Origin of the sequence: Pseudomonas nunensis, assembly GCF_024296925.1 — a bacterium.
Lineage (GTDB): Bacteria > Pseudomonadota > Gammaproteobacteria > Pseudomonadales > Pseudomonadaceae > Aquipseudomonas > Aquipseudomonas nunensis.
Genome location: NZ_CP101125.1, coordinates 3,372,381 through 3,384,801 on the forward strand (window position 1 = coordinate 3,372,381; position 12,421 = coordinate 3,384,801).

Here is a 12,421-nt window from a genome sequence, read left to right on the forward strand (position 1 = left end):
TCCCGGACGAATCAAGGCCCTTGTGAACTGGAGATAGTAGCAACACTTTCCCCACCACGAACAAGGCTGCGACCCATGGACCCGATCATCGCTGCGACTCATGCCGATCCTTATCCCTATTACGCACAACTACGCGCCGAGGGCGGACTGGTTTTTCATCAAGGACTGAAACTGTGGGTGGCCAGCAGTGCCGCGACCGTGGCGGCGGTGCTGGCGCATCCGGATTGCCACGTGCGTCCGTCAACTGAACCGGTGCCCAAGTCGATTGCTGACGGGTTGGCTGGCGAGGTGTTTGGCCGGTTGATGCGCATGAACGAGGGTGAACGGCAGCATTGCCCTCGGTCGGCGATTGAGCCGGGGCTTGCATTGATTGATGTGAAGGAAGTGCAGGCGTTGGTCAGTGCGCGTTTGATCACTGCGGATGCGGAGGGTTTGTCCAAAGCGATGTTTCGCGGTCCGGTCGGCGTGGTGGCAGCGTTGTTGGGGTTCTCACCCGCCCAGGCACGATTTGTCAGCGAGTTGACCGCCGATTTCGTGGCTTGCCTGTCGCCGTTGAGCAGCCCCGTTCAACTGGACGCTGCCCACGGAGCGGCTGAACAGTTGCGGGGGTATTTCATCGAATTGCTGGAGGATCCGGATGCGCAGAGTTCGCTGTTGAACGGCATCAAGCAGCGATTCACGTATTCGGATAATGAAATGCTGATCGCCAACCTGATCGGGCTGTGTTCGCAAACCTATGAAGCCACGGCCGGGTTGATCGGCAACGCATTGGTGGCGTTGATTCGAAACCCGTCATTGCAACGCGACTTACCCTTCACCGACGACCTGATCGCAGAAACCCAGCGCTTCGATCCATCGGTTCAAAACACCCGCCGCTTCGTCGCCGCGTCTTGTGAAATCGACGGCGTGCGCCTGGAGCCCGGCGATACAATCCTGGTGCTGCTGGCCTCGGCCAACCGCGATCCGCTGCTGAACGACAACCCCGACGCGTTCATCCTCGACCGTCCGAATCGTCGCAGCTTCACCTTCGGCAGCGGCCGCCATCAATGTCCCGGGCAGACGCTGGCCTTGAGCATCGCCAGCGCAACGTTGACGCAGATACTGGCGATAAAACCCAAGCTGGACGGTTTGACCTGGCACTACCGCCCTTCCCTGAATGGTCGGATTGCGCTTTTCAGCGAGGCCCAATCTTGATCGTTACGCAATGCGGTGTTCCACCGTCAGGTGAGACAACTCGTGAACTGAAGACAGGCGTTCGCGAATGGCGTCGGCGCTGACACTGGCCGCCGTCACCACACTGACAATCGCTGCTCGCGCCTCGGGACCGACCTGCCAGACGTGCAGGTCGCTGATGGTCACGTCCCCGGACGATTCCAGCAATTCGCGAATTTCCCCAGCCACGTGTTCATCGGTGGTATCGAGCAGCACGGCGGCGCTGTCGCGCATCAGGCCATAGGCCCATTTCGCGATGACAACGGCGCCGACAATGCCCATTACCGGATCAAGCCAGACCCAGCCCAGATAGCGGCCGGCCAACAATGCGGCGATGGCCAGGATCGAGGTCAGGGCATCGGCCAGGACGTGGATGTAGGCAGAACGCAGATTGTTGTCGTGATGGTGTCCATGGTCGTGGCCGTGATCATGACCGTGAGGCCCATGATGTCCCGCCAGCAGGAATGCACTGACGATGTTCACCGCCAGCCCCACCACCGCAATAATCGTCGCTTCAGTGAAGGCCACGGTGGTCGGTTGAAACAGCCGCAGAATCGACTCGCCAGCGATCCCGAGCGACACCAGCCCCAGCACCATTGCCGAGGCAAAACCGGCCAGATCACCGACCTTGCCCGTGCCAAAGCTGAATCGCGCATTACTGGCGTGGCGCCGGGCAAACCCATAGGCCGCCGCCGCGATGCCAAGGGCCACGGCATGGGTCGCCATGTGAAAACCGTCTGCCAGCAGCGCCATGGAACCCGTCATGTAACCGGCGGCGATCTCTCCAATCATCATCACAAACGTCAGCGCCACCACCCACAACGTGCGGCGGCCATTTTCATCATGGGAAGCGCCGAGAAACATGTGGTTATGCGTGAAGGATGCAACCTGAGGTGTCAGCGTCATGGTGATCGGCCTCTATTTCGAGTAACGGCGGATGGCTTGCAGCAACTCTTCCACGCCTTGGGCGCGCTGTTCGTTGCTGAGATCGGGATGGGCCACGTGCTCACGGGCGTGGGCGTCGATGAACTGATCCATCAAACCGTTGACCGCGCCACGGATCGCCGCGACCAGGTGGAGGGTCTTGGCACAGTCAGCGTCGGATTCCAGCGCCTTCTCCACCGCTTGCACCTGCCCGGCGATGCGTCGGACGCGGTTGAGCAGATCGTCTTTGTGTTCGTGAATATGCGACATACCTATACCCCCTATCCCTATACGGCAAGCATGGTCGTTCATATGACTGGGAGTGGCAAGGTGTTACTGGAAACACATGCGAGAGCGGGTAGCGTATTGAGGCTATGTTGCTTCTGGTCAAATTGTCGGCAGCAAGCCTTCGACAACGCCAGGTGATGTCCAATGTGTGTCGGCGAGGGCGAGCGCTCCACTGTCCTTCAATTCATCGACGGATCCATAGCCCCAAAGTGCCCCTACCGGGATCACCGCATTGCGCTGGGCGACCACCATGTCATCACGTTTATCGCCAATCATGAACACACGGGATGGCGGCTTCGCAAGGGATGCCAGCAGTCTCATGACTTTGAATTCAATCACGCTTGGAACCTCCTGTTCGCAAAAGGGGCTTTGCCGAAGGCTGCGATCTTTTGATCTTCTTCCCCAACACAACAAAAAACCCGCCCTCATTTCACCGAGATGGCGGGTTTTTTCGTTTCAAACCACGGGCAATCCATCAATCATCCCGCGTCAGCACTTCCAGCAATTCAATCTCGAAAACCAGATTCGAATTCGGCGGAATCGCGCCCATCGTGCGTTCGGCATACGCCAAATGCGCCGGCACCAGCAGCTTGCGCTTACCGCCCACTTGCATGCCCATAATTCCCTGGTCCCAGCCCTTGATCACCCGCCCAGTCCCGATCACACACTGAAAAGGTTTGCCTCGGCTGTAGGAAGAATCGAACTCGGTACCGTCTTCCAGCCACCCACGATATTGCGTGGTGATCAGCGCGCCTTTGACCGCTGCTTTGCCATCACCCGGTTCAAGGTCGATTACCTGAAGCTCATCATTCATTACATGCACTCGTCTGTTCATTCCCTCGGTAGGGCTTATGGGCGTCGTTTTCCCAGATTTGCGAGCAATTGGCAACCGTTCGGCGCGGTTTGGATCTATTTACGCTCGTCAGCCTGAACTAAGATAAGCACCATCACCCCCACGGTTGAACATGTCATGACGGCCATTCCTGAATGAGTTTCCTCTGGATCAGCGCTGCCATTGGCTCAGTGATGCTTGCCCTGCTGGTCGCGTTGCTCTGGCGCCAGTATTCCCTGCAACAGCAGTTGACCGAATGCCGTGCCTTGATTGCCAGCCTGTCCAAAGGACAAAACATTCACCTGGACGGTGACGCTGAACGCTTCAAGCGCAGCCAGTACTTCGCGCGTATCGGCACGTGGGACTGGGACGTGGACACCGACAAGCTCTACTGGTCGGAGGCGATCTACGGCATGTTCGGGTTCAAGATTGGCGAAGTCACGCCCTCCTACACCTTGTTCTGCTCCTGCGTGCACCCGGACGACCGGGTCAAGGTCCGTGCCGGTGAATTACGTTGCCTGGAAACCGGCGAGAACCATGACGAGGAATACCGTGTGGTCTGGCCGGACGGCACCATCCGTTGGCTGCGCGAAACCGGCAATGTGGTGAAGAACGATCACGACACCACGATCAAAATGATGGGCGTGGTGCGCGACATCACCGAAGAAAAAGCCTCGGCCAGTTACCTGCAACACCTGGCCCACTACGACCCGCTGACCGGCCTACCCAATCGCATTGTCCTGGAAGAACGCTTGTCCGAAGCACTTGAGCAGGCGCGGATTAGCGCAACACGGGTGGCGCTGGTGTTTGTCGACCTCAATGGATTCAAGGCCATCAATGACCATTACGGTCATGCGGCGGGCGATCGGGTGTTGGTTACCACAGCCACACGGCTGAAAAAAATCCTGCGCGCAACCGACACTGTCGCCCGGATTGGCGGCGACGAATTCGTGGTCATCCTGCAAGGCTTGCCCACAGGCATCAACTTGCAGGACGAAGCGCGCAGCATCTGTCAGAACATTTTCATCGAGCTTTCACCGCCGGTAACGATCGGCAACGATCAGCGGCACATCGGCACCAGTCTTGGGGTCGCGGTGTTCCCGGATCATGCGCCGAGCATGGATCGGCTGATTCATATTGCGGATCTGGCGATGTATGAGGCGAAGCGCAGTGGGAATAATCAGTATCGGTTGGGGGCTATCAGCCCGGCGCGTGCTCATAGTGAATAACTCCGAACACGCGCCAAGACGCTAGCTGCGCCGCTTACCGCTCTACCGGCGTGACATCCACAATCGTCCCGTTCGTGATCTTCACCATCATGTACTTGTCATTGATCTGCACCCACTGCGCATCAGCCGACGGCGCCTTCAGGCCTTTGGCCTTCCAGTTCTTCACGGCTTTTTCGCTGCGTTGATACATGTCCGGTGCGCGGTCGCCTTTCACCAGGCTGCGGGAATTGTTGACGCCGGGCTGGACGGTTTTCTGGGGTGGATCTGCGGCCTGGACGATGGGGCTGATAGTGGCGATGCCGGCGACAAGGGCGAGGCTGGCGATAAGGGTTTTGCTGTTCATCGGTGAACCTCTATAAAAAATGCGGTGTTCGAAGTGGGACCACGACCACCATCAAACATTCGAAACCATTCATACAGACTGTAAGCCAAGCAATCAGCCAGCGCGGCCGACAGCAGTCAAACCCTGGGTTTTCCGCTAACATCCTGCGCAAAATCCCGCAGAGTGAACAAGGACATCACACCATGAGTACTTCCAATATTGTCATGCTGGTCATTTTGGCCATCCTGATTCTCTGCGTTCTGTATGCCATCGGGCTCTTCAATAACCTGGTCGCCCGCCGTAACGAAATCACCAACGCCTTCGCGCAGGTTGAGGTTCAACTCAAACGCCGCTACGACCTGATTCCCAATCTGGTGGCCACCGCCAAGGGTTATCTGGCCCACGAGCGCGAAACGCTGGAGGCCGTCATTTCTGCGCGAAATAACGCACTGGCCGGGCTCAAGGCCGCACAGGCGCAACCGGGAGATGCTCGAAATATTGCCCAACTGAGCCTTGCCGATGGCGTGCTCAACAGTGCCATGGGTCGCCTAAGCGTAACCCTGGAAGCCTATCCCGAACTCAAGGCTTCGCAGGCCATGCAGCAACTGAGTGAAGAAATCAGCAGCACCGAAAACAAAGTGACCTTCGCACGACAGGTGTTCAACGATGCAGTACTGACTTACAACAACCTCAAGCAAAGCTTCCCCGCCGTGCTATTCGCCGCTCGCTTCGGCCATGGCGCTGATGCCACCCCGCTGGAATTTGCCGACACCGCGGCTATTCAACAAACCCCACAGGTTTCCTTCTGACACGTTGCCCACGGATGGCTCGATGAATTTTTTCGCACAACAACGCCAGGCCAAACACCGGACAGCGTTACTCGTCCTGCTAATGAGCCTGGCGGTGCTTAGCCTGATCACCGTCACCAGCCTCATCTTCAGCCTTGATCGTGCCAACGACGGCAGCGATACATTGGTCATCAAGTGGCAAAACATCACGGTGCCAGCATCGATCATCATTGGCGTTGTTTTACTCGGTAGCCTGGCCAAGTACGCCCAGCTTCTGGCTGGCGGTAAAGTCATTGCCGAAGAATTGGGTGGACGCCAGATCGATCAAGGCGGCCGAACGCTGGAAGAGCAACGCCTGCTCAACATCGTCGAAGAAATGGCCCTTGCCTCGGGCGTGACGGTGCCGACCGTCTATCTGCTGCCGGATGAAGGCATCAATGCTTTCGCGGCAGGGTTTACCCCTAAGGATGCAGTGATCGGCGTGACGCAGGGGGCGATAACACTGCTTACACGGGAAGAACTGCAAGGCGTGATCGCCCACGAATTCAGCCATATCTACAACGGTGACATGCGCCTGAACATGCACATGGTGGCAGTCGTTAGTGGCTTGTTGGTCCTGGGCCTCATGGGCGGCCTGATCCTGCTCAAAGTGAGTCAGGGAAATCAGCGTGACAACCGTCTCAAGATAGTGGGTCTGTTTATCGGTCTGATTTTGTGTGTGGCCGGATTTGCCGGAAGTTTGTTGGGCAGCCTGATCAAGGCAGCCGTCAGTCGGCAACGCGAGTTCCTGGCTGATGCTACCGCCGTGCAGTACACCCGTAACCCTGACAGCATTGCTGGCGCACTGAAAAAGATTGGTGGTTATGCCCAAGGCTCACACATCAACGCCAAAAGAGCCGGTGAGTTCAGCCACCTGTTTTTCAGTCCTGGCACGTCGTCGGTAATGGAGCGTTTATTTGCAACGCATCCTGACTTGAGTGAGCGAATCCGGCGTATCGATGCGCAATGGGATGGCACGTTCCCTATGGTTGAAGCGGCAAAAATGCCAGACACTCGGGCTGCGCGAACGGCGGATCACTCCCTACTATAGAGATGATTTATCTGACGGGTGGGTTGCCTATTTGGACGCCTTCGCGAGCAGGCTCGCTCCCACAGTTGTTCGCGGTTGTTCGCTGATTCTGTGTTCGCTGAAGCCCCCCTGTGGGAGCGAGCCTGCTCGCGAAGGCGGTAGGCCAGACACCAACAACCCCAGCCCATTGATCCGCCTCACGCATCAATACATGCCAACTATGCAATTAACATATCGATGCCCCTGCTCCACTATCCGCCCCAATAAGAACCGTGCGCCGCCCCCACGCGGCGCACGTCATAAAAGCGGTGGAGTACACGTCAATGACAGCAGCAATCCCTTCCGGTCGTTCCCGGGCCGGTGCGATTTTCCGGGTCACGTCGGGCAATTTCCTCGAACAGTTCGACTTCTTCCTTTTCGGCTTCTACGCCACGCAGATCGCCGCCGTGTTCTTCCCGGCCAGCAGCGAATTCGCCTCCCTGATGATGACCTTCGCGGTGTTTGGCGCCGGTTTCCTGATGCGCCCACTCGGCGCCGTGGTGCTGGGTGCCTATATCGATGATGTGGGCCGGCGCAAAGGGCTGATCGTCACACTGTCGATCATGGCCAGCGGCACGATTCTGATTGTGCTGGTGCCCGGATACGAAAGCATCGGGCTGTTCGCGCCGGCCATCGTGTTGATTGGCCGCTTGCTGCAGGGCTTCTCCGCCGGTGCGGAAATGGGCGGTGTCTCGGTGTACCTCTCGGAGATCGCCACGCCGGGTAACAAGGGCTTTTTCACCAGTTGGCAGTCGGCCAGCCAGCAAGTGGCGATCATCGTCGCTGCAGCGCTGGGTTATGGGCTGAACCAATGGATGGCGCCGGCCATGATTGCCGACTGGGGCTGGCGGATTCCGTTTTTCGTGGGCTGCATGATCGTGCCGTTCATCTTCTTCCTGCGCCGCAACCTGGAAGAAACGGAAGAGTTCGCCGCGCGCAAGCACCGTCCGAGCATGGGCGATGTGTTCCGCACCCTCGCGCAGAACTGGGTGATCGTGTTCGCCGGGATGATGATGGTCGCCCTGACTACTACCGCGTTTTACCTGATCACCGTGTACGCACCGACCTTCGGCAAAACCGTGCTGCACTTGAGCACGTCCGATGCGTTGCTGGTGACGCTGCTGGTCGGTGTTTCCAACTTCTTCTGGCTGCCGCTGGGCGGTGCCTTGTCCGATCGCATCGGACGGCGTCCGGTGCTGATCGCCATGGCTTTACTGACTCTGGCCACGGCCTATCCGGCATTGACGTATCTGGTGAACGCGCCGAGTTTCATCAACATGCTGCTGGTGTTGCTGTGGTTGTCGTTCATCTATGGCTTGTACAACGGCGCGATGATCGCCGCACTCACCGAAATCATGCCGGTGGAAGTGCGAGTCGCCGGGTTCTCGCTGGCGTACAGCCTGGCCACCGCAGTGTTTGGTGGTTTCACCCCGGCGATGTCGACCATGTTGATCCAGTACACCGGCGACAAGGCGGCACCCGGTTACTGGATGAGTTTCGCCGCGCTCTGTGCGCTGTGCGCGACGCTGTTTCTCTATCGCCGCGCTTCCGGGCGCCTGCAACCGGCCGTGTCGTGACCGACCTTTAACTGCGAGAACCATTCGATGAAAAAGCTTTTCAACTATGCAGCACTGATCCTCATCGCGAGTCTGAGCGCCGTCGCCCAGGCTGAAGAAATTCGTGTGATGACCTCGGGCGGATTTACTGCGGCCTACAAAATCCTCGGCCCTGAATTCGCCGCGTCCACCGGCAATACGCTGGATACGGCACTCGGTCCGTCCATGGGCAAGGCGCCGGAGGCGATCCCTAATCGCCTGGCGCGCGGTGAACAGGCCGACGTGGTGATCATGGTCGGCTACGCACTGGATGACTTGATCAAACAAGGCAAAGTCGACCCCGCTTCACGGGTTGAACTGGCGGACTCACGCATCGGCCTGGTGGTGCGCGAAGGCGCGGCGAAACCGGACATCAGTTCGGTGGAGGGCCTGAAAAAGACCCTGCTCGGTGCGCAATCGGTGGCCTATTCCGACAGCGCCAGCGGTGTGTACATCGAAGAGCAGCTGTTCAAGAAATTGGGTATCGAAGACCAGCTCAAGCCGAAGTCGAAGATGATCCCGAAAATCCCGGTGGGCTCGGTGGTTGCCACGGGCGATTACCAACTCGGCTTCCAGCAGGTCAGCGAGTTGCTGCCGGTACCGGGGGTGAGTTTTGTGGCGAAGATTCCCGAGTCGGTGCAGTCGGTGACCCGCTTCGCCGCTGGCATTCCGGTGGGTGCGCAACACCCGGCGCAGGCCAAGGCGTTGCTGGCTTACCTGGCTTCGCCGGCCGTTCAGCCGCAGGTACAAGCCACGGGACTGGATTCGGTCAGCCGCTGATCGTTGGTGGCTGGACTTTCATTTCCACCACCAGCCGCTCCAATTCCAACGCTGCCGGGGTCAAGGTTCGACCCCGGCGCTTGATCAAGCCGACACTGCGCATCACTTGCGGATCGGTCAGCGGCACCCGAGTCAAAATCGGGTGATCCTCCGCCGGCATCGCCATCAACGGCACCGCCGCCACACCCAGCCCCGCCTCCACCAGACCGATCATCGTCGTCACATGACGGGTTTCGCAGATGCTTGGCCGCTGCGGCACCACACCGGCCAGTGCTTGATCGAGCAAGAAGCGATTACCCGAGGTCTTGTCGAGGGAAATGTAGTCTTGCTGGTAAAACTCGTCCCAGGTCACGCTGCCGCGCCCGGCCAATGGGTGATCGCGCCGACAGGCCACCACGTAGCCTTCCTGCACCAGCGGTTCGAATTCGACTTCTGCTTCGAGGGTGCCCATGAAACTCAGGCCGAAATCCGCCTCGCCATTGACCACGGCACTCAGCACGTCGTGGGCGCTGGAATCGAGGACTTTGACCTTGATCCGCGGAAATTGTCGGTGGTAATGCGCGATCACTCGCGGCATGAAGTAATACGCCGCCGACGGCACGCAGGCGACGGTGACATGGCCGAGACGGGTTGAGGCGACTTCGCTGATACCCAGCAGCGCTACATCCAGATCGTCCAGCAGACGTTCGACACTGGGAATGAAACCGCGCCCGGCCTGGGTCAGGCTGACTTTGCGGGTGGTGCGCTCGAAGAGTTTTACGCCGAGGGCGTCTTCAAGCTTTTCGATGCGCCGGCTCAGGGCCGGTTGGGAAATACGCACCGTGTCGGCAGCCTTGCGAAAGCTGCCCTGCTCAACCACCGCGCGGAAGGCTTGCAGGTCGTTGAGGTCGAAGTTGATGGCCATTGGTTGAGCTCGGGAGGTTTATTGATCAGCTTAAACTATTAGTCCTGGAAATTGATGTTGCTAGTGAGGACGCCTTCGCGAGCAAGCTCGTTCCCACAGGGTGTTCTCTGGCGGGCACAGAATATGTGTACCAACCCGGATCCCCTGTGGGAGCGAGCCTGCTCGCGAAGGTGGTGTGTCTGGCGAAAAGGGTGTTGGATGTGATGGCCCCTTCGCGAGCAAGCCCGCTCCCACATGAGGCTCTGCTGGGCACAGGATATGTGTACCAACCCAGATCCCCTGTGGGAGCGGGCTTGCTCGCGAAGGCGGTGTGTCTGGCGAAAAGGATGTTGGATGTGACGGCCCTTTCGCGAGCAAGCCCGCTCCCACAGGGGGGTTATTAGCGGCCGCAGATGATGTGTACGGCACAGATCCCCTGTGGGAGCGAGCCTGCTCGCGAAGGCGATCTGTCAGGCAACTTGATTTCATCTGCAAGGCTGACGCACGCGGCCTCAGCCTTTATCCTTGTCACCCCCGCTATACCGAGTCTATGGAGTTTCGCCATGCCCCATGAAGGCAACCTGTTGCAAGCCGCTGTCGTGTTTCTGTTCGCGGCGGTGCTCACCGTGCCTTTGGCCAAACGCCTGCAATTGGGCGCGGTGCTGGGTTATTTGTTTGCCGGGGTGATCATCGGGCCGTCGGTGCTGGGCTTGATCGGCAATCCGCAAAGCGTCAGTCATATCTCCGAGCTCGGGGTGGTGTTGCTGCTGTTTATCATCGGCCTGGAGCTGTCGCCGCGACGTTTATGGGTGATGCGCAAATCGGTGTTCGGCGTCGGCCTTGCGCAGGTATTGCTGACGGGCTCGGTCATCGGCGTGCTGGCACTGTTTGTGTTCGGCCAGTCGCTGAACAGCGCGATAGTGCTGGGCCTGGGCCTCGCGTTGTCGTCCACCGCGTTTGGTTTACAGAGCCTCGCCGAGCGCAAGGAGCTGACCAGTCCCCATGGGCGTCTGGCGTTCGCGATTCTGCTGTTCCAGGACATTGCTGCAATCCCGCTGATCGCCATGGTGCCGTTGCTGGCGGGAGGTGATCACACCACCAGCGCCGCCGAAGATTTGAACCATGGCTTGCGGGTGTTGGGCAGTATTGCCGTAGTGGTGATCGGTGGGCGTTATCTGCTGCGGCCGGTGTTCCGGGTGGTGGCTAAAACCGGTCTGCCGGAAGTCTCTACCGCCACCGCGTTGCTGGTGGTGATCGGTACCGCGTGGCTGATGGATCTGGTCGGCGTGTCGATGGCATTGGGCGCATTCCTCGCCGGATTGCTGTTGGCGGACTCCGAATACCGTCACGAACTGGAAGCGCAGATCGAACCGTTCAAGGGTTTGTTGCTGGGGCTGTTCTTTATCAGCGTCGGTATGGGCGCCAACCTGAGTCTGCTGCTGAGCGCGCCAATCACGGTGCTCGGGCTGACCCTGCTGCTGATCGCGATCAAGCTGCCGCTGTTGTTTGTTGTCGGGCGCCTGGCCGGTGGTTTGGGCAAGGTCAGCGCGATTCGCCTCGGCATCGTACTCGCGGCGGGCGGTGAGTTTGCGTTTGTGGTGTTCAAGATCGGTCGCGATCAGGGCCTGTTCGAGCCGCGTCTGTACGACCTGCTGGTGCTGACGATTACCCTGTCCATGGCCGTGACGCCGCTGCTGTTGCTGCTGTGTGCGCGGCTGTATTCGCCGAAAGTGCAGCCAGTGGTGGTGCCGGAAAAATTCCGCGACATCGACACCGACGCCCCGCGTGTGGTGATTGCCGGTATGGGCAGGATGGGCCAGATCGTTTCGCGGATTCTGCGCGCGCAGAACATCAAGTTCGTGGCGCTGGACACGTCCGTGGAAACCATCGAACTGTCCCGCAGCTTCGGCGGTGTGCCGGTGTTCTACGGCGACCCGATGCGCCCGGAAATCCTCAGTGCAGCCAAGGTCGAGCAGGCGGAATATTTCGTGATCGCCACGGACGACCCGGACACCAATATCAAGACCGCCGAAGTGGTACACCGCTTGTACCCGCACATCAAAATCATCGCCCGGGCGCGCAACCGCCAGCACGTTCACCGCTTGGTCGACCTCGGCGCCGAGGCGATTCGGGAGACCTACTATTCCAGCCTGGAAATGAGTCGGCGCACACTGGTTGGCCTCGGACTGACCCAGGCGCAGGCGGATGCGCGGATCAAACGCTTCAAGCATCACGATGAACAGGTGCTTGAAGCGCAGCATGCGGTGTATGACGATGCGGCGAAGGTGTTGCAAACCGCGCAGGAAGCGCGGGCGGAACTGGCCAAGTTGTTTGAGTCGGATCAGTTGGAGGAGCAGGAGTCGGGTAAGGCTTGAAGGCTTGCGTAATAGACAGGCCGCCTTCGCGAGCAGGCTCGCTCCCACAGGGACTCTGGTTGACCACAAATTGTGGATACACCTA

The 12,421-nt window shown here is 59.1% G+C and carries 13 protein-coding genes; 7 read left to right on the forward strand and 6 right to left on the reverse strand.

Annotated features, from left to right (window positions below):
- Nucleotides 1-75: 75 nt before the first annotated feature.
- Nucleotides 76-1,194: a cytochrome P450 gene (locus tag NK667_RS14360; RefSeq protein ID WP_054615179.1), complete on the forward strand. Its 1,119-nt coding sequence runs from the start codon at nt 76-78 to the stop codon at nt 1,192-1,194.
- 3 nt (nt 1,195-1,197) lie between these two features.
- Here NK667_RS14360 and dmeF read toward each other — a convergent pair whose 3' ends face one another.
- From dmeF to NK667_RS14380, 4 genes are all read right to left on the reverse strand, one after another.
- The gene (gene dmeF / locus NK667_RS14365; protein WP_054054435.1) at nt 1,198-2,118 is read right to left on the reverse strand and encodes a CDF family Co(II)/Ni(II) efflux transporter DmeF; all 921 of its coding nucleotides are present in this window, start codon (nt 2,116-2,118) and stop codon (nt 1,198-1,200) included.
- Nucleotides 2,119-2,130: 12 nt separating this feature from the next.
- A complete protein-coding gene (locus tag NK667_RS14370; protein WP_054054437.1) occupies nt 2,131-2,406 on the reverse strand; it encodes a metal/formaldehyde-sensitive transcriptional repressor in 276 nt (91 codons plus the stop codon).
- A 117-nt stretch (nt 2,407-2,523) separates the two neighbouring features.
- Nucleotides 2,524-2,763 carry an HAD family hydrolase gene (locus NK667_RS14375; protein WP_236708594.1) on the reverse strand — a complete coding sequence of 80 codons (240 nt, stop codon included), beginning with the start codon at nt 2,761-2,763 and terminating at the stop codon, nt 2,524-2,526.
- A 136-nt stretch (nt 2,764-2,899) separates the two neighbouring features.
- Nucleotides 2,900-3,238: an FKBP-type peptidyl-prolyl cis-trans isomerase gene (locus tag NK667_RS14380; protein ID WP_054054439.1), complete on the reverse strand. Its 339-nt coding sequence runs from the start codon at nt 3,236-3,238 to the stop codon at nt 2,900-2,902.
- A 173-nt stretch (nt 3,239-3,411) separates the two neighbouring features.
- On the opposite strand from NK667_RS14380, the gene NK667_RS14385 reads away from it, so the two are divergent.
- Nucleotides 3,412-4,485, forward strand: a complete 1,074-nt coding sequence (locus NK667_RS14385; protein ID WP_054615181.1) for a sensor domain-containing diguanylate cyclase — start codon at nt 3,412-3,414, stop codon at nt 4,483-4,485.
- A gap of 34 nt (nt 4,486-4,519) precedes the next feature.
- On the opposite strand, the gene NK667_RS14390 is transcribed toward NK667_RS14385, so the two are convergent.
- The gene (locus NK667_RS14390) at nt 4,520-4,828 is read right to left on the reverse strand and encodes an RcnB family protein (RefSeq protein WP_054615182.1); all 309 of its coding nucleotides are present in this window, start codon (nt 4,826-4,828) and stop codon (nt 4,520-4,522) included.
- 182 nt (nt 4,829-5,010) lie between these two features.
- Between NK667_RS14390 and NK667_RS14395 the strand changes: the two genes are divergently transcribed.
- From NK667_RS14395 to NK667_RS14410, 4 genes are all read left to right on the forward strand, one after another.
- Nucleotides 5,011-5,616: a LemA family protein gene (locus tag NK667_RS14395; protein ID WP_054054444.1), complete on the forward strand. Its 606-nt coding sequence runs from the start codon at nt 5,011-5,013 to the stop codon at nt 5,614-5,616.
- 22 nt (nt 5,617-5,638) lie between these two features.
- On the forward strand, nt 5,639-6,685 hold the full coding sequence (locus NK667_RS14400; protein WP_054615183.1) for a M48 family metallopeptidase: 1,047 nt from the start codon (nt 5,639-5,641) through the stop codon (nt 6,683-6,685).
- 302 nt (nt 6,686-6,987) lie between these two features.
- Nucleotides 6,988-8,280, forward strand: coding sequence for an MFS transporter (gene tcuC, locus NK667_RS14405; RefSeq protein WP_054054448.1), 1,293 nt, complete (start codon nt 6,988-6,990; stop codon nt 8,278-8,280).
- A 27-nt stretch (nt 8,281-8,307) separates the two neighbouring features.
- On the forward strand, nt 8,308-9,078 hold the full coding sequence (locus NK667_RS14410; RefSeq protein WP_054615184.1) for a substrate-binding domain-containing protein: 771 nt from the start codon (nt 8,308-8,310) through the stop codon (nt 9,076-9,078).
- On the opposite strand, the gene NK667_RS14415 is transcribed toward NK667_RS14410, so the two are convergent.
- On the reverse strand, nt 9,068-9,982 hold the full coding sequence (locus NK667_RS14415) for a LysR family transcriptional regulator (RefSeq protein ID WP_054615185.1): 915 nt from the start codon (nt 9,980-9,982) through the stop codon (nt 9,068-9,070). The genes NK667_RS14410 and NK667_RS14415 overlap by 11 nt on opposite strands.
- A 542-nt stretch (nt 9,983-10,524) precedes the next feature.
- Here NK667_RS14415 and NK667_RS14420 point away from each other — a divergent pair.
- Nucleotides 10,525-12,336, forward strand: a complete 1,812-nt coding sequence (locus tag NK667_RS14420) for a monovalent cation:proton antiporter-2 (CPA2) family protein (RefSeq protein ID WP_054615187.1) — start codon at nt 10,525-10,527, stop codon at nt 12,334-12,336.
- The last annotated feature ends 85 nt before the right edge of the window (nt 12,337-12,421 follow it).